The organism is Streptomyces pratensis, assembly GCF_037137275.1.
Classification (GTDB): domain Bacteria; phylum Actinomycetota; class Actinomycetes; order Streptomycetales; family Streptomycetaceae; genus Streptomyces; species Streptomyces pratensis_B.
Genome location: NZ_JBBBEN010000088.1, coordinates 122,788 through 140,027 on the forward strand (window position 1 = coordinate 122,788; position 17,240 = coordinate 140,027).

General features: G+C 71.0%; 15 protein-coding genes. 12 read left to right on the plus strand and 3 right to left on the minus strand.

Annotated features, from left to right (window positions below; all coding sequences use genetic code 11):
* Nucleotides 1-28 precede the first annotated feature (28 nt).
* The 6 genes from ruvB (at nucleotide 29) to V9U70_RS14210 (ending at nucleotide 8,109) form a co-directional block, all read left to right on the plus strand.
* Nucleotides 29-1,114 carry a Holliday junction branch migration DNA helicase RuvB gene (gene ruvB / locus V9U70_RS14185; protein ID WP_336675282.1) on the plus strand — a complete coding sequence of 362 codons (1,086 nt, stop codon included), beginning with the start codon at nucleotides 29-31 and terminating at the stop codon, nucleotides 1,112-1,114.
* A gap of 166 nt (nucleotides 1,115-1,280) precedes the next feature.
* Nucleotides 1,281-1,745: a preprotein translocase subunit YajC gene (yajC, locus tag V9U70_RS14190; protein ID WP_336675283.1), complete on the plus strand. Its 465-nt coding sequence runs from the start codon at nucleotides 1,281-1,283 to the stop codon at nucleotides 1,743-1,745.
* 150 nt (nucleotides 1,746-1,895) lie between these two features.
* Nucleotides 1,896-3,686: a protein translocase subunit SecD gene (gene secD, locus V9U70_RS14195; RefSeq protein ID WP_336675285.1), complete on the plus strand. Its 1,791-nt coding sequence runs from the start codon at nucleotides 1,896-1,898 to the stop codon at nucleotides 3,684-3,686.
* Between the two features lies 1 nt (nucleotide 3,687).
* Nucleotides 3,688-4,785 (plus strand): protein translocase subunit SecF, encoded by a 1,098-nt coding sequence (secF, locus tag V9U70_RS14200; protein WP_336675286.1) that lies wholly within the window; start codon nucleotides 3,688-3,690, stop codon nucleotides 4,783-4,785.
* A gap of 3 nt (nucleotides 4,786-4,788) precedes the next feature.
* Nucleotides 4,789-5,340: an adenine phosphoribosyltransferase gene (locus V9U70_RS14205; protein ID WP_336675288.1), complete on the plus strand. Its 552-nt coding sequence runs from the start codon at nucleotides 4,789-4,791 to the stop codon at nucleotides 5,338-5,340.
* Nucleotides 5,341-5,508: 168 nt separating this feature from the next.
* On the plus strand, nucleotides 5,509-8,109 hold the full coding sequence (locus V9U70_RS14210) for a RelA/SpoT family protein (protein WP_336675290.1): 2,601 nt from the start codon (nucleotides 5,509-5,511) through the stop codon (nucleotides 8,107-8,109).
* A 63-nt stretch (nucleotides 8,110-8,172) separates the two neighbouring features.
* On the opposite strand, the gene V9U70_RS14215 is transcribed toward V9U70_RS14210, so the two are convergent.
* A complete protein-coding gene (locus V9U70_RS14215) occupies nucleotides 8,173-9,402 on the minus strand; it encodes a DUF349 domain-containing protein (RefSeq protein WP_336675291.1) in 1,230 nt (409 codons plus the stop codon).
* A 177-nt stretch (nucleotides 9,403-9,579) separates the two neighbouring features.
* Nucleotides 9,580-10,368: a peptidylprolyl isomerase gene (locus V9U70_RS14220; protein WP_336675293.1), complete on the minus strand. Its 789-nt coding sequence runs from the start codon at nucleotides 10,366-10,368 to the stop codon at nucleotides 9,580-9,582.
* Nucleotides 10,369-10,516: 148 nt separating this feature from the next.
* Here V9U70_RS14220 and V9U70_RS14225 point away from each other — a divergent pair, with 148 nt between their 5' ends.
* From V9U70_RS14225 to V9U70_RS14240, 4 genes are all read left to right on the plus strand, one after another.
* Nucleotides 10,517-11,206, plus strand: a complete 690-nt coding sequence (locus tag V9U70_RS14225) for an MBL fold metallo-hydrolase (RefSeq protein ID WP_336675295.1) — start codon at nucleotides 10,517-10,519, stop codon at nucleotides 11,204-11,206.
* 13 nt (nucleotides 11,207-11,219) lie between these two features.
* Nucleotides 11,220-12,482, plus strand: coding sequence for a histidine--tRNA ligase (hisS, locus tag V9U70_RS14230; RefSeq protein ID WP_336675297.1), 1,263 nt, complete (start codon nucleotides 11,220-11,222; stop codon nucleotides 12,480-12,482).
* Nucleotides 12,483-12,818: 336 nt separating this feature from the next.
* Nucleotides 12,819-13,457 carry a vitamin K epoxide reductase family protein gene (locus tag V9U70_RS14235; protein ID WP_336675299.1) on the plus strand — a complete coding sequence of 213 codons (639 nt, stop codon included), beginning with the start codon at nucleotides 12,819-12,821 and terminating at the stop codon, nucleotides 13,455-13,457.
* Nucleotides 13,458-13,514: 57 nt separating this feature from the next.
* Nucleotides 13,515-14,894: a replication-associated recombination protein A gene (locus V9U70_RS14240; protein ID WP_336675301.1), complete on the plus strand. Its 1,380-nt coding sequence runs from the start codon at nucleotides 13,515-13,517 to the stop codon at nucleotides 14,892-14,894.
* Between the two features lie 51 nt (nucleotides 14,895-14,945).
* Here the strand turns inward: V9U70_RS14240 and V9U70_RS14245 are convergent, their stop codons facing one another.
* A complete protein-coding gene (locus V9U70_RS14245) occupies nucleotides 14,946-15,626 on the minus strand; it encodes a DUF2470 domain-containing protein (RefSeq protein ID WP_336675303.1) in 681 nt (226 codons plus the stop codon).
* 188 nt (nucleotides 15,627-15,814) lie between these two features.
* Here V9U70_RS14245 and rpsD point away from each other — a divergent pair, with 188 nt between their 5' ends.
* Together rpsD and V9U70_RS14255 are read left to right on the plus strand one after the other, a co-directional pair.
* Nucleotides 15,815-16,429: a 30S ribosomal protein S4 gene (rpsD, locus tag V9U70_RS14250; RefSeq protein ID WP_014157362.1), complete on the plus strand. Its 615-nt coding sequence runs from the start codon at nucleotides 15,815-15,817 to the stop codon at nucleotides 16,427-16,429.
* Nucleotides 16,430-16,775: 346 nt separating this feature from the next.
* Entirely contained in the window at nucleotides 16,776-17,237 is a 462-nt protein-coding gene (locus tag V9U70_RS14255) for a DUF948 domain-containing protein (RefSeq protein WP_336675447.1), read from the plus strand.
* Nucleotides 17,238-17,240 lie beyond the last annotated feature (3 nt).

Genomic DNA, 17,240 nt, shown 5'->3' on the forward strand with positions numbered 1-17,240 from the left:
GGCACCGACCCCCCCGAAGAGGCCTCACATGAACTGGGACGAGACCGGCCCCGAAGCCGGCGAACCGACCGGGCCGGCTCTCGACGACCGCCTGGTCGACGCCGACGCGGACGGCGAGGACACCGCGGTGGAGGCGGCCCTGCGCCCCAAGGACCTGGGAGAGTTCGTCGGCCAGGAGAAGGTCCGCGAACAGCTCGACCTGGTCCTCAAGGCGGCTCGCGCCCGCGGCGCCACCGCCGACCACGTGCTGCTCTCCGGCGCCCCGGGCCTCGGCAAGACGACCCTCTCGATGATCATCGCCGCCGAGATGAACGCCCCGATCAGGATCACCTCGGGACCCGCCATCCAGCACGCGGGCGACCTCGCGGCGATCCTCTCCTCGCTCCAGGAGGGCGAGGTCCTCTTCCTGGACGAGATCCACCGCATGTCCCGGCCCGCGGAGGAGATGCTCTACATGGCGATGGAGGACTTCCGCGTCGACGTCATCGTCGGCAAGGGCCCCGGCGCCACCGCCATCCCCCTCGAACTGCCCCCCTTCACCCTGGTCGGGGCCACCACCAGGGCCGGGCTGCTGCCGCCCCCGCTGCGCGACCGCTTCGGCTTCACCGGGCACATGGAGTTCTACGCCCCCGCCGAGCTGGAGCGCGTCCTCCACCGCTCCGCCCGCCTCCTCGACGTGGCCATCGACGCGGAGGGCGCCGCCGAGATCGCCGGACGCTCCCGCGGCACCCCCCGTATCGCCAACCGCCTGCTGCGCCGGGTCCGCGACTACGCCCAGGTGAAGGCGGAGGGCGCGATCGACCGGGGCATCGCGGAGGCCGCCCTCAAGGTGTACGAGGTTGACGCCCGCGGTCTCGATCGGCTGGACCGGGCGGTGCTCGGCGCGCTGCTGAAACTGTTCGGTGGCGGACCCGTCGGCCTGTCGACCCTCGCGGTGGCCGTGGGGGAGGAGCGGGAGACCGTCGAGGAGGTCGCCGAGCCCTTCCTCGTACGGGAAGGGCTGCTGGCCAGGACGCCGCGGGGCCGGGTCGCCACCCCTGCTGCCTGGGCGCATCTGGAGCTGGTCCCGCCGCAGCACGCCGTAAAGGGACAACCGGGTCTGTTCGGGATGTAAGGGGACACAGGTTCGCGTCCACAGGAACCACGGTGCCATGCTGGGCGTTGTTCCAACGATGCGGACTCGCTTAGACTCCGCCGACGCCGCCCTTACCGGTCGGTGTACCCACCCCCGTATATACAGGCCGCATTCCAGCGCGGTCGTGCGAAGGAATTCCCGTCCCGTGGATATCTTGACTCTCCTCCCCTTCATCGTGCTCATCGGGGCCATGTTCCTGATGACCCGCTCCGCCAAGAAGAAGCAGGCGGCGGCCGCGCAGATGCGCAGCGACATGCAGCCCGGCACCGGCGTCCGGACGATCGGGGGCATGTACGCCACCGTCAAGGAAGTCCACGACGACACCGTCGTGCTCGAGGTCGCCCCCGGGGTGCACGCCGTCTACGCGAAGAACTCGATCGGCGCCGTTCTGGACGACGCGGAGTACAACCGCATCGTGCACGGCGACGACGAGGAGCTGGACGCGGACGGCGCCGTCGTCCCCGACGACGCCTCCTCGCTCACCGGCGAGCGCGACGCGGACGACGTGGAGGTCACCAAGATCGACCTGGGCAAGGACGAGACGGCCGACGACGCCGGGAGCGCCGCCGCCAAGGACGCCAAGGACGACGGCGAGTCCGGCACCAAGTAGTTCTCACGATCCCCGGGGACGTCGCGCGCCCACCGGCGCGCGGCGTCCCCGGGACCGTGCGGTCGTCTGCGGGGGCAGGTCCCCACAACACTTCGTGGCCGCTTCGGCGCGTACCCGGCGCGGGGCGGTTGGACAGGGAGAAACGAGAAGGTGGCAGCACCCAAGAAGGGCCGAGGACCATCCGGCGGTCAAGGCGGGCCGGGGCGTGCCCTGGCTCTGATCCTCATCGTCATGGTCGCGCTCGTCGGCGGAATGTTCCTGTCCGGGCACACCGCGCCGCGGCTGGGCATCGACCTGGCCGGCGGGACGTCGATCACGCTGGAGGCACAGAACCAGCCCGGCAAGCCGAACGCGATCAACCCGACCAACATGAACACCGCGGTCGGGATCATCGAGCGGCGCGTCAACGGGCTGGGCGTCTCCGAGGCAGAGGTTCAGACCCAGGGCGATCGCAACATCATCGTCAACATCCCCAAGGGGACGAATTCCAAGCAGGCACAGGAGCAGGTCGGCACCACCGCCCAGCTCTACTTCCGGCCTGTTCTGGCGGTTCAGGCGAGCGGTCCCGAGCAGCCCACGCCGTCCGGCTCCGCCTCTCCCTCGGGCGGTGCCACGCCCAGCGCCGGCGAGTCCGCCGCCGGTGAGGACAAGGCCACCGGCGGGGACGGGGCGAAGGAGGAGGAGGCCGGCGACGCGCAGGGCACCCCCTCGCCGAGCGCCACCACGCAGGGCCGCGCGGTCACCGGCGCCCTGACGAAGGACGACCCGACCCCCTCCGCGTCAGACGAGCCGAAGCCGTCCGACTCGCCCGAGGCCTCGCCCTCCGCGGACCCGGCGACGGCCGAGCTCCAGAAGCAGTTCGCCGAGCTCGACTGCACCGACCCCAAGCAGCGCTCCGAGGCGGGCGAGGACGCCAAGCCCAGCGACTCCATCGTCGCCTGCGGCTCGAACGTCCCCGGCAGCTACGAGAAGTACCTGCTCGGCCCCGCCGAGGTCTCCGGCCGGGACGTCGACGACGCCGAGGGCGCCATCGAGCAGCAGACCGGTGAGTGGATCGTGTCGATGGAGTTCACCTCCGCCGGCGCCAAGAAGTTCCAGAAGATCACCAGCCGGCTCTCGCAGCAGCAGCCGCCGATGAACCAGTTCGCGATCGTCCTCGACGGCGAGGTCGTCTCCGCTCCCTCGGTGCGGACGGCGCTCAGCAAGAACGCCCAGATCTCCGGCAGCTTCGACCAGCAGTCGGCCGAGGACCTCGGCAACATCCTGTCCTACGGCGCCCTGCCGCTCACCTTCGAGGAGGTGAGCGTCACCACGGTGACCGCCGCGCTCGGCGACGAGCAGCTCAAGGGCGGTCTGATCGCCGGCGCCATCGGTCTCGCGCTGGTCATCATCTACCTGCTCGTCTACTACCGGGGACTGGCGTTCATCGCCCTGCTGAGCCTCCTGGTCTCCGGCATCCTGACGTACACGATCATGTCCCTGCTGGGCCCTGCCATCGGGTTCGCGCTGAACCTGCCGGCGGTCTGCGGCGCCATCGTCGCCATCGGCATCACGGCGGACTCGTTCATCGTGTACTTCGAACGGGTGAGAGACGAGATCCGCGAGGGGCGCACGCTCCGTCCGGCCATCGAGCGCGCCTGGCCGCGGGCCCGGCGCACCATCCTGGTCTCCGACTTCGTGTCGTTCCTGGCCGCCGCCGTGCTCTTCGTCGTCACCGTCGGCAAGGTGCAGGGCTTCGCGTTCACGCTCGGCCTGACCACGCTGCTCGACGTCGTCGTGGTGTTCCTCTTCACCAAGCCCCTCATGACGCTCATGGGGCGGACGAAGTTCTTCTCCCAGGGCGGCCCCTGGTCCGGGCTGGACCCGAAGCGGCTCGGCGCCCAGCCGCCGCTGCGCCGCTCGCGCCGTGTCAACGCCCCCACCGAACCGAAGGAGGCGTGAGATGTCGCGACTCGGCAATCTCGGCGCCCGGCTCTACCGCGGCGAGGTCGGATACGACTTCATCCGCAACCGCAAGATCTGGTACGGCGTCTCGATCCTGATCACCATCACGGCCGTCATCGGTCTGGCGGTCGGCGGCCTGAACATGGGCATCGAGTTCAAGGGCGGCGCGGTCTTCACGACCAACACCAGCGCCAAGATCTCCACCGCGGAGGCCACGGACGTGGCGACCGAGGCCTCGGGCCACCAGGCCATCGTCCAGGAGCTCGGCAACGGCGGTCTGCGCATCCAGATCACCGAGGTCGACACGCCCACGGCGAACAAGATCAAGGAGACGCTCTCCGACGAGCTGGGCATCCCGGCCGAGAAGATCAACGCGGACCTGGTCGGCCCCAGCTGGGGTGAGCAGATCGCCAACAAGGCGTGGACCGGTCTGTGGGTCTTCATGATCCTGGTGGTGGTCTACCTGGCCATCGCCTTCGAGTGGCGGATGGCCGTCGCCGCCCTCATCGCGCTGATCCACGACATCACCATCACGGTCGGCGTCTACGCCCTGGTCGGCTTCGAGGTCACCCCCGGCACGGTGATCGGTCTGCTGACCATCCTCGGCTACTCCCTGTACGACACGGTGGTCGTCTTCGACAGCCTCAAGGAGGGCCAGAAGGACATCACCAAGCAGACCCGCTACACGTACAGCGAGATCGCCAACCGGTCGATCAACAGCACCCTGGTCCGCTCCATCAACACCACCGTGGTGGCGCTGCTGCCGGTGGCCGGGCTGCTCTTCATCGGCGGCGGCGTCCTCGGCGCCGGCATGCTGAACGACATCTCGCTGTCGCTGTTCGTCGGTCTCGCCGCCGGCGCGTACTCCTCGATCTTCATCGCCACGCCGCTCGTCGCCGACCTCAAGGAACGCGACCCGCAGATGAAGGCGCTGAAGAAGCGGGTCCTCGCCAAGCGGGCGGCCGCGGCCGCCAAGGGCGAGTTCCCCGACGACGGTCCGCAGGACCGGCGGGAGGGCTCCTCGCAGGACGCCGAGACGGCGGGCACGGCGATCGGCCGGCCGCGCTCGCCCGGCCACACCCCCGGGAAGCGCTGAGCGATGACGAGCACCACCGAATCCATCAGGGAGCTGCTGCTCAGCCGTATCCGCGATGTCGCGGACTACCCCAAGCCGGGCGTGGTGTTCAAGGACATCACCCCGCTGCTCGCGGACCCGGTGGCCTTCACGGCGCTGACCGACGCCCTCGCGGAGATGTGCGTCCGGCACGGCGCCACGAAGATCGTCGGCCTGGAGGCGCGCGGCTTCATCCTGGCCGCGCCCGCCGCGGTCCGCGCGGGCCTGGGCTTCGTACCGGTCCGCAAGGCCGGAAAGCTGCCCGGAGCCACGCTCGGCCAGTCCTACGAGCTGGAGTACGGCAGCGCGGAGATCGAGATCCACGCCGAGGACCTCGACCCGCGGGACCGGGTCATGGTCATCGACGACGTCCTCGCCACCGGCGGCACCGCGCAGGCCTCGCTGGAGCTCATCCGGCGGGCCGGGGCCCAGGTCGCGGGCGTCGCCGTGCTCATGGAGCTCGGTTTCCTCGCGGGCCGGGACCGTCTGGAGCCGGTGCTCCGGGGCGCCCCGCTGGAGGCGCTGATCACGGTCTGAGCCGTTGTCCGCCGCCCGGCGGCGGACACCGGACAGGAGGGACGGGCACCCGGGAACAACCGGGTGCCCGTCCTCGTTCCCCGGGTTCCGCCGTCCCCGGGCGAGGTCTCGCCGGAGGGTCGATACCATGGGTTCTCCGGGTCCCCCGGTTCCGCACGAGGAGCGCTCTTGCCAGACGAGGCCCAGTCAGCCGCCGCCCCGCAGCCCGACAAGCCCGTGGCGGCCCCCGCCACGCCTCGAAAGGCCGCGCCCTCGAACACGCCGAAGCCCGCGCCCCCGGAGCCCGTCCCCGGTGCCGTGCGCCCCTCGGCCGCCGCACAGCCCGTCGGCCGGGCCGACTCGCCCGTACCGCAGGCCCCGCCCGGGGGCCCCGCGCCGCAGCCCCCCGCCGAGCCGGCTGCCGCCGGGCCCAAGCCGCCGGCGCCCGCGCCCGTGAAGCCCGCCGTTCCGGTCGGCGCCGCGCCCCGCTCCGGCGGCTCCTCCAACCGGGTGCGGGCCCGCCTCGCCCGGCTGGGCGTGCAGCGCTCCAGCCCGTACAACCCGGTCCTGGAGCCCCTGCTGCGTACGGTCCGTGGCAACGACCCCAAGATCGAGACGGCCACGCTGCGCCAGATCGAGAAGGCCTACCAGGTCGCCGAGCGCTGGCACCGGGGCCAGAAGCGCAAGAGCGGCGACCCCTACATCACGCACCCGCTGGCCGTCACCACCATCCTCGCCGAGCTGGGCATGGACCCGGCGACGCTGATGGCGGGCCTGCTCCACGACACCGTCGAGGACACCGAGTACGGCCTGGACACCCTGCGCCGAGACTTCGGCGACCAGGTCGCCCTGCTCGTCGACGGCGTCACCAAGCTGGACAAGGTCAAGTTCGGCGAGGCCGCGCAGGCCGAGACCGTGCGCAAGATGGTCGTCGCCATGGCCAAGGACCCCAGGGTCCTGGTCATCAAGCTCGCCGACCGCCTGCACAACATGCGCACCATGCGCTACCTCAAGCGGGAGAAGCAGGAGAAGAAGGCCCGCGAGACGCTGGAGATCTACGCCCCGTTGGCGCACCGGCTGGGCATGAACACCATCAAGTGGGAGCTGGAGGACCTCGCCTTCGCGATCCTCTACCCCAAGATGTACGACGAGATCGTGCGGCTCGTCGCCGAGCGGGCCCCCAAGCGCGACGAATACCTCGCCATAGTGACCGACGAGGTCCAGTCCGACCTGCGCGCCGCCCGCATCAAGGCCACCGTCACCGGCCGCCCCAAGCACTACTACAGCGTCTACCAGAAGATGATCGTGCGGGGCCGCGACTTCGCCGAGATCTACGACCTGGTGGGCATCCGCGTCCTCGTCGACACCGTCCGCGACTGCTACGCGGCGCTCGGGACCGTCCACGCCCGGTGGAACCCGGTGCCGGGGCGGTTCAAGGACTACATCGCGATGCCCAAGTTCAACATGTACCAGTCACTGCACACCACGGTGATCGGCCCCAGCGGCAAGCCCGTCGAGCTGCAGATCCGCACCTTCGACATGCACCGCCGCGCCGAGTACGGCATCGCCGCACACTGGAAGTACAAGCAGGAGGCCGTGGCGGGCGCCTCCAAGGTGCGCACCGACGTCCCCAGGAACACCGGGCGCGGCCAGGACACCGTCAACGACATGGCGTGGCTGCGCCAGCTCCTGGACTGGCAGAAGGAGACCGAGGACCCCAGCGAGTTCCTGGAGTCCCTGCGCTTCGATCTCTCGCGCAACGAGGTCTTCGTCTTCACGCCGAAGGGCGACGTGATAGCGCTGCCCGCCGGAGCGACCCCCGTCGACTTCGCGTACGCCGTCCACACAGAGGTCGGCCACCGGACCATAGGAGCACGCGTCAACGGGCGGCTCGTCCCGCTGGAGTCGACGCTCGACAACGGCGACCTGGTGGAGGTCTTCACCTCCAAGGCGGCCGGCGCGGGGCCCTCCCGGGACTGGCTCGGCTTCGTCAAGTCGCCGCGTGCCCGCAACAAGATCCGTGCCTGGTTCTCCAAGGAGCGCCGCGACGAGGCCATCGAGCAGGGCAAGGACGCCATCGCGCGGGCCATGCGCAAGCAGAACCTGCCGATCCAGCGCATCCTGACCGGTGACTCCCTGGTGACCCTCGCCCACGAGATGCGCTACCCCGACATCTCCTCGCTCTACGCGGCGATCGGCGAGGGCCACGTCGCCGCCGCAGGCGTCGTGCAGAAGCTGGTGCAGGCGCTCGGCGGCCACGACGAGGCCAACGAGGACCTGGCGGAGTCCACCCCGCCCTCCCACGGCCGCAGCAAGCGCCGCGCCAACGCGGACCCCGGCGTCGTCGTCAAGGGCGTCGAGGACGTCTGGGTCAAACTGGCGCGCTGCTGCACGCCCGTGCCCGGCGACCCCATCATCGGCTTCGTCACCCGGGGCAGCGGCGTCTCCGTCCACCGGGCCGACTGCGTCAACGTCGACTCGCTCTCCCAGCAGCCCGAACGCATCCTCGACGTCGAATGGGCCCCCACCCAGTCCTCGGTCTTCCTGGTCGCCATCCAGGTGGAGGCGCTGGACCGCTCGCGACTGCTGTCCGACGTGACCCGGGTCCTGTCCGACCAGCACGTCAACATCCTGTCGGCGGCCGTCCAGACCTCCCGGGACCGGGTGGCCACCTCGCGCTTCACCTTCGAGATGGGCGACCCCAAGCACCTGGGCCACGTGCTGAAGGCCGTACGCGGTGTGGAGGGCGTCTACGACGTCTACCGGGTCACTTCGGCCCGCAGACCCTGACAGCACGAGGAGGGCCCCGGTACGCGCGTACCGGGGCCCTCCTCCGCGTGCGGCGCGAAGGCGTCAGCCGCCGAACTCCTCCAGGCCCTTGAGCGCCTGGTCCAGCAGCGCCTGGCGGCCCTCCAGTTCCCTGGCGAGCTTGTCCGCGCGGGCGTTGTCGCCCGCGGCCCGCGCGGTGTCGATCTGGCCGCGCAGCTTGTCCACGGCGGCCTGGAGCTGCCCGGTCAGACCTTCGGCGCGGGCCCGCGCCTCCGGGTTCGTCCGGCGCCACTCGGCCTCCTCGGCCTCCTTGAGCGCCCGCTCCACCGCCTGCATCCGGCCCTCGACCTTCGGGCGGGCGTCCCGCGGCACGTGGCCGATGGCCTCCCAGCGCTCGTTGACGCCCCGGAACGCCGCCCTGGCCGCCTTGAGGTCCTTGACCGGCACCAGCTTCTCGGCCTCCGCGGCGAGCTCCTCCTTCAGCTTGAGGTTCTCGCCCTGCTCGGCGTCCCGCTCCGCGAACACCTCGCTGCGGGCGGCGAAGAAGACGTCCTGGGCGCCGCGGAAGCGGTTCCACAGATCGTCCTCGGCCTCGCGCTGGGCGCGGCCCGCCGCCTTCCACTCGGTCATCAGATCGCGGTACCGCGCGGCCGTGGTCACCCAGTCCGTGGAGCCGGACAGCGCCTCCGCCTCGGTGACCAGCTTCTCCTTGGCCTTGCGGGCCTCCTCGCGCTGGGCGTCCAGCGCGGCGAAGTGGGCCTTGCGCCGCTTGGAGAACGCCGAGCGGGCGTGCGAGAAGCGGTGCCACAGTTCGTCGTCCGACGTGCGGTCGAGGCGGGGGAGACCCTTCCAGGTGTCCACCAGCGCCCGCAGCCGCTCACCCGCCGACCGCCACTGCTCGCTCTGCGCCAGCTCCTCCGCCTCCGCGACCAGCGCCTCCTTGGCGCTTTTTGCCTCGTCGGTCTGCTTGGCCTTGAGGAGTTTGCGCTCCTCGCGCCGCGCGTCCACCGTCGCGACGAGCGCGTCCAGCCGCTTGCGCAGCGCGTCGAGGTCGCCCACCGCGTGGTGCTCGTCGACCTGCTGCCGCAGATGGCCGATCGCCGCCGTCGCGTCCTTGGCCGACAGGTCGGTCGTCTTCACGCGCCGTTCGAGGAGGCCGATCTCGACCACCATGCCGTCGTACTTGCGCTCGAAATAGGCCAGAGCCTCCTCGGGGGAACCGGCCTGCCACGATCCGACGACCTTCTCGCCATCGGCTGTTCGCACGTACACGGTGCCCGTCTCGTCGACGCGGCCCCACGGGTCGCTGCTCACAGCGCCTCCTCCACCTGATGCCTGTGAGGGGGTTCGCCCCCCGGCATCGTCCACAGTTTCCTGGGGCGGGCATCGCCCGCCCTGCACTACGTCAATCTAGGCGACCGGCCGCCCGGCTGTCCGCACTCAGCACGGCCGGGATTCTCCGTTCCGGCGCGGGGGAGCCGGCCGGCCGGTTCACTCCTTCTCGACCGACGCCTTCTCGATCGTCACGGCCTTCTTCGGGGCGCCGTCGCCCGCTCCGCCCTCGACCCCGGCCTCGCCGACCTTCTGGACGGCCTTCAGGGAGGCGTCGTCCATCGTGCCGAACGGGGTGTAGGTGGGCGGGAGCTTCGTCTCCTTGTAGACCAGGAAGAACTGGCTGCCGCCGGAGCCCGGCTGGCCGGTGTTGGCCATCGCCACCGTGCCCGGCGGGTAGGACACCGTCCCGTCGGCGCCGGCCTTGCCGAGCGCGTCCAGGTTCTCGTCCGGGATGTTGTAGCCCGGGCCGCCCGTGCCGTCGCCCTTCGGGTCGCCGCACTGCAGGACGAAGATGCCCTGGGTGGTCAGCCGGTGGCACTTCGTGCCGTCGAAGTAGCCCTTGTCGGCGAGCGCCTTGAAGGAGTTCGTCGTGTGCGGTGTCTTGGACGCGTCCATGGAGAACGCGATGTCGCCCTGGCTCGTCTTGAGCGCCATCGTGTACGTGGCCTTCTCATCGATCTTCATCGGAGGCTCGGGAGCCTTGCTCTCGGTCTCCGAAGGCTCCGGAACGGGGCTCTCGCTCGACGCCTGCGACTTCTTGCCGTCGTCGTCCTCCTTCCCCGCCACCACGAACGCGCTCACGCCCGCCACCGCGGCCACGGCCACGGCCGACGCCACGATCAGGGTGATCCGCCTGGTCCTGCGGCGGGCCTCCTCCCGGCGCTTCTGCTGGCGCTCGAACTTCTCCCTGGCGAGCTGCCGCCGCCGCTGTTCGCTGCTGGACACCGGTTGGGCTCCTTGTTACGTCGTGAGATCGGGTCTGAGTTGCCCGTACCGTATATGGGTTACCTGTGTCATGAGGAGCGCCGGTAGGCTCTCATCCGCCGCATCCTTCGCTGCGGCCGCTCCCGCCGGACGAACATTAAGGACGATCGTGCTCATTGCCGGTTTCCCCGCCGGGGCCTGGGGGACCAACTGCTACCTGGTCGCCCCCGCCGCCGGCGAGGAGTGCGTCATCATCGACCCGGGCCACCAGGCCGCCCAGGGCGTCGAGGAGGCGCTGAGGAAGCATCGGCTCAAGCCCGTCGCCGTCGTCCTCACCCACGGCCACATCGACCACGTCGCCTCGGTCGTCCCCGTCTGCGGCGCCCACGACGTCCCCGCCTGGATTCACCCCGACGACCGTTACATGATGAGCGACCCGGAGAAGGCGCTCGGCCGCTCCATCGGGATGCCCCTCATGGGCGAGCTGACCGTCGGGGAGCCGGACGACGTCAAGGAGCTGTCCGACGGGTCCCGGCTGAAGCTGGCCGGTCTGGAGTTCGGCGTCTCGCACGCACCCGGCCATACCAAGGGGTCGGTGACGTTCCGGATGCCCGAGGCGGCGGACGTTCCGCCGGTCCTCTTCTCGGGCGACCTGCTCTTCGCCGGCTCCGTCGGACGCACCGACCTGCCCGGCGGCGACCACGCCGAGCTCCTCCGGTCGCTGGCACGCGTGTGCCTGCCGCTGGACGACTCGACCGTGGTGCTGTCCGGCCACGGCCCCCAGACGACCATCGGCCGCGAGCGCGCCTCCAACCCGTTTCTGAACGGCCTGGACGCGCCGCCGCGCCGAGGAATGTAGACGAGAGACCTTCGTGAGCACCTTTCAGGCCCCCAAGGGCACGTACGACCTGACCCCGCCGGACTCCGCGACGTACCTCGCGGTGCGCGAGGCCATCTCCGCGCCGCTGCGCGACTCCGGATACGGCTACATCGAGACGCCCGGCTTCGAGGACGTGAACCTCTTCGCGCGCGGTGTCGGCGAGTCCACCGACATCGTCACCAAGGAGATGTACACCCTCACCACCAAGGGCGGCTCGCAGCTGGCCCTGCGCCCCGAGGGCACCGCGTCCGTGCTGCGCGCCGCCCTGGAGGCCAACCTCCACAAGGCCGGCAACCTCCCCGTCAAGCTCTGGTACTCCGGCTCCTACTACCGCTACGAGCGCCCGCAGAAGGGCCGCTACCGCCACTTCTCCCAGGTCGGCGCCGAGGCCATCGGCACAGAGGACCCGGTCCTGGACGCCGAGCTGATCATCCTCGCCGACCAGGCGTACCGCTCACTGGGCCTGCGCCGGTTCCGCATCCTGTTGAACTCGCTCGGCGACAAGGAGTGCCGTCCGGTCTACCGCGAGGCGCTCCAGGGCTTCCTGCGCGACCTCGATCTCGACGAGGAGACCCGTCGCCGCATCGAGATCAACCCGCTGCGCGTCCTGGACGACAAGCGGGCCGAGGTGCAGAAGCAGCTCACCGGCGCGCCCAAGCTCCGCGACCACCTCTGCGACGCCTGCAAGGCGTACCACGAGGAGGTCCGCGCCCTGCTGACGTCGGCCGGCGTCGCCTTCGAGGACGACGAGAAGCTGGTGCGCGGCCTCGACTACTACACCCGCACCACCTTCGAGTTCGTCCACGACGGTCTCGGCGCGCAGTCCGCGGTGGGCGGCGGCGGCCGCTACGACGGCCTCTCCGAGATGATCGGCGGCCCCGCGCTGCCGTCCGTCGGCTGGGCCCTCGGTGTGGACCGCACGGTCCTCGCGCTGGAGGCGGAAGGCGTCGAGCTGGACCTTCCCGCCACCACCAGCGTGTACGCGGTTCCGCTCGGCGAGGAGGCCCGCCGGTTCCTGTTCGGCATCGTCACCGAACTGCGCCGCTCCGGCGTCGCCGCCGACTTCGCGTTCGGCGGCCGGGGCCTGAAGGGCGCCATGAAGAGCGCCAACCGCTCGGGCGCGCGCTACACCCTGGTGGCGGGCGAACGAGATCTGGCCGAGGGCGTCGTCCAGCTCAAGGACATGGAGTCCGGCGAGCAGACGGCGGTGCCGTCCGCCGAGGTCGTCGCGGAGCTCGCGAAGCGGCTCGGCTGACGGAGCCCCGAGAGGCGGGCCGGGGCTTACGCCCCGCCCGCCTCCGTACGGTCAACCCGGCAGGCGCGGATTCATCCTGCCGACGGGCGTCGGCCCGCAGACGCCGACGAGCGGGGCGGAGTCCGAGATCGGCGCCCTCCATCGGGCCGTCCCGCCACCACGCCCGCCCAGGTCACGCCCGCCGGCCACATCTCCCCGCCGGCCCCCGACCGTCCGCGGCGCCCACAGGTTCCCGCCCGGCGGCCGTACGCCTTTATGTCCGTCGAACGGATGGCCGGTACAGGGGTGCGGCACAATGAGCGTGCCCGGCTGACCACTCCGTGATGGAACGGCGATATGACGACTGCAGCGGTAGACCACGGCCTCTCCTCCGGCCAGGACGAGGGCGGCAGCAAGCGAACCTTCGGGGCCGGGCGCGGTCTGGCTCTGCTCCTCGTGATCACCGGTGCGGCCGGTCTCCTGGCCTCCTGGGTCATCACGCTCGACAAGTTCAAGCTGCTGGAGGACCCCTCCTTCACCCCCGGCTGCAGCCTCAACCCGGTCGTCGCGTGCGGCAACATCATGAAGAGCGAGCAGGCCTCCGCGTTCGGGTTCCCCAACCCGATGCTGGGTCTGGTCACCTACGGCATGGTCATCGCCATCGGGGTGGGACTGCTCGCGGGGGCCCGCTACCGCAGCTGGTTCTGGCTCGGGCTGAACGCCGGGACGCTGTTCGGCGTCGGCTTCTGCACCTGGCTCCAGTACCAGTCGCTCTACGAGATCAGCTCGCTGTGCCTGTGGTGCTGCCTGGCCTGGGTCGCCACCATCGTCATGTTCTGCTACGTGACCACCCACAACGTGAAGAACCGCGTCCTCCCCGCCCCGGCGTGGCTGCGCAACGGACTGACCGAGTTCCCCTGGGCGCCCCCGGTCCTGTGGATCGGGATCATCGGCATGCTGATCCTGACCCGCTGGTGGGACTTCTGGACCGGCTGAGCATCCGCGCGGACGCTCCCGGCGGCGCTGTCAGCGGGGTGGCATAGGCTTCACGACGTGGAGCCCGACCTCTTTACCGCAGCCGCGGAAGACCGCCAGGAGAAGGACCCGTCCAGCAGCCCCCTCGCTGTGCGGCTGCGTCCGCGCGTCCTCGACGAGGTCGTCGGCCAGCAGCACCTCCTAAAGCCCGGTTCGCCGCTGCGCCGGCTCGTCGGCGAGGGAGGCGGCGGTCCGGCCGGGGCGTCCTCCGTGATCCTCTGGGGCCCGCCCGGCACGGGCAAGACGACCCTGGCGTACGTGGTCAGCAAGGCCACCGACAAGCGCTTCGTCGAGCTCTCCGCGATCACCGCCGGCGTCAAGGAGGTCCGGGCCGTCATCGAGAGCGCCCGCCGCGCCACCGGCGGCTTCGGCAAGGAGACCGTCCTCTTCCTCGACGAGATCCACCGCTTCTCCAAGGCCCAGCAGGACTCCCTGCTGCCCGCCGTGGAGAACCGCTGGGTGACCCTGATCGCCGCCACCACGGAGAATCCGTACTTCTCGATCATCTCCCCGCTGCTCTCGCGCTCCCTGCTCCTCACCCTGGAACCGCTGACCGACGAGGACCTGCGCGCGCTGCTGCGACGGGCGCTGACCGACGAGCGGGGGATGGCCGGCGCGCTCACCCTGCCGGAGGACGCCGAGGCGCACCTGCTGCGCATCGCGGGCGGCGACGCGCGCCGGGCGCTGACGGCGCTGGAGGCGGCGGCGGGCGCGGCGCTCGCCACCCACGAGGCGCAGATCACCCTGGAGACGGTCGAGGCGACCGTCGACCGCGCCGCCGTGAAGTACGACCGCGACGGCGACCAGCACTACGACGTCGCCAGCGCGCTGATCAAGTCCATCCGCGGGTCCGACGTGGACGCCGCACTGCACTATCTGGCCCGGATGATCGAGGCGGGGGAGGACCCGCGCTTCATCGCCCGGCGGCTGATGATCTCCGCCAGCGAGGACATCGGCCTGGCCGACTCCACGGCGCTGCCGACAGCGGTGGCGGCGGCGCAGGCCGTCGCCATGATCGGTTTCCCCGAGGCGGCGCTCACCCTCAGCCACGCCACCATCGCGCTCGCGCTCGCGCCCAAGTCCAACGCGGCGACGCTCGCGATCTCCGCCGCGCGGGACGACGTCCGCAAGGGGCTCGCGGGGCCGGTCCCGGCCCATCTGCGCGACGGGCACTACCAGGGCGCCGCCAAGCTCGGCCACGCCCAGGGCTATGTCTACCCGCACGACGTCCAAGGCGGCATCGCCTCCCAGCAGTACGCCCCGGACGCGGTCCGCGACCGGCGGTACTACACCCCCACCCGCTACGGCGCCGAGGCACGGTACGCCGATGTGGTCGAGAGGGTCCGCGAGCGGCTGGGGCGCACCGGCGGCGAGGCCCCGGCCGAAGGCGCGTCCTGAGCGGAGCCCGCCGGGCCGCCCCCGTCGCAGGTGGCGCCGGGGGAGCGGAGGTCAGTGGGAGGCCGCCTCGAAGAGGGTGTGCATGGCGCGGCGCAGCCCGGTGACGTCCCGCACCGGCTCGGGGAACTCGAAGCGGGCGTCGAAGCACGCGTCGCGGCGCTCGACGAAGCGGACCCGCAGCCCGAAGCGGTCCAGCGCGACCGGGACGGCCGTGCCGGCGGTGCGCTCGCCGAGGAGGCCGCACAGAGTGCGCATCCGGTCCTCGTGGGCGGAGTGCAGATGCTGGAGCAGTTCCACCTCGTGGAGGGCCAGCGGGTCGGGGGCCGCGTCCCGGAAGTCGTCCGGATCGACCTCCTCCGCGCCCCAGAGGTCGTCCACGTACGCCTCGTCGAGCTCCAGACGCAGCATCATGCGGCCCGCTTCCGCGAGGCCCGGCACGGAGGTGAGCCAGCCGGAGACCCGGGCGCGCCCGCGAATCCGGTGCGGTACCGAGACCGGAGCGACGTCGGTGAGCTCCAGCAAGGCGGTGAGGTCGTCGCCCTGCGCGTGCGTCGCGGCCCGTACGGCGGGGGAGTCCGCCGGGAAGGAGAGGAACAGATCGCCCTCGGGGCCCACGCTCCTGCTCTCCGGGATCAAGGGCTCGGCGCGGGCCAGATCGAGCCCCGGTACGACGAGCCGTGCGGAGCAGGTACTCTGTACGAGAGTTCGTGTGCGTTCGGCTGCTGACGGCATCCGAGTGTTTTCAAGCCCGCTGGGACGCGGCTGACCACGATCAGATCGGCCTTCCGTCGTAGCAGCACCTTCAAGTGTGCTGCCGCTGTCTGTGCTGTCCGTGACGTGAGTGGTGTTCCCAGGGCGAGACATGCGATCTCCTTGAGTAAGGTAAACCTAACCTAACCCACAACGGAGGTCTGGAGAACGTGCCTAACCAGTCGCGTCCCAAGGTCAAGAAGTCGCGTGCCCTCGGCATCGCCCTGACGCCCAAGGCTGTCAAGTACTTCGAGGCTCGTCCGTACCCGCCGGGCGAGCACGGCCGTGGGCGCAAGCAGAACTCGGACTACAAGGTCCGTCTGCTGGAGAAGCAGCGCCTGCGCGCCCAGTACGACATCAGCGAGCGCCAGATGGCGCGTGCCTACGACCGCGCCCGCAAGGCCGAGGGCAAGACGGGCGAGGCGCTGGTCGTCGAGCTCGAGCGCCGTCTCGACGCCCTGGTCCTGCGTTCGGGCATCGCCCGCACCATCTACCAGGCCCGTCAGATGGTCGTCCACGGCCACATCGAGGTCAACGGCGGCAAGGTCGACAAGCCGTCCTTCCGCGTGCGCCCGGACGACGTCGTCCAGGTCCGCGAGCGCAGCCGCTCCAAGGTCCCCTTCCAGGTGGCCCGCGAGGGTGGCTACGACACCGACGGTGAGACCCCGCGCTACCTCCAGGTGAACCTGAAGGCCCTGGCCTTCCGCCTGGACCGGGACCCGAACCGCAAGGAGATCCCGGTGATCTGCGACGAGCAGCTCGTCGTCGAGTACTACGCCCGCTGATCCAGGCGCAGTCGCTCTCACCAGCGCTCCGGCCCGCCCCTCCCTGTCGTCCGGGAGGCGGCGGGCCTTCGCGTTCCCCCGGCCCCGCCCTCGTGCGTGCTCCGGCCGCACCGCCGACGACCGCCCTGTCGCCGCTCGTCCCCCACCGGCCAGGCCCGGCCGACTGCGCCGGTGCGACTCCCGCCCCGTCCGCCGGGAATGCGGTAGGGGAGGCGATGCGCGGCGCGATAGGCTCGTGGGACGACGATCGGACGCGCGGGGAAGAACCGGCGCGTCCATGACGGAGACAAGCCCTGCCAGGGGCGAAGTGATGAGCAGAGGGCGGTGCATCGTGTCCGGTGGAGAGGTGGCCGGAATTTTCGTGGCCGTCTTCTGGGCGATCCTGGTCTCGTTCCTCGCCGTCGTGCTGGTGAGGCTCGCCCAGACGCTCAGGGCGACCACCAAGCTCGTGGCGGACGTGACCGAACAGGCCGTCCCGCTGCTCACCGACGCCTCGGCGACGGTGCGGTCCGCGCAGACCCAGCTCGACAAGGTCGACGCCATCGCGAGCGACGTCCAGGAGGTCACCTCCAACGCCTCCGCGCTCTCCACCACCGTCGCCTCCACCTTCGGCGGCCCGCTCGTCAAGGTCGCCGCGTTCGGCTACGGCGTGCGGCAGGCCCTCGGCCGCCGCCCCGCACCCGCGTCGGAAGCGGAACCGGTGCGCAGCCGCTCCTCCGCCCGGCGCACGGTGGTCGTCGGCCGGACCGTGCCCTCCGCCCGCGGACGCGGGCGCGACCGCCGAAGCTCCCGCGGACAGAAGGACTGATCG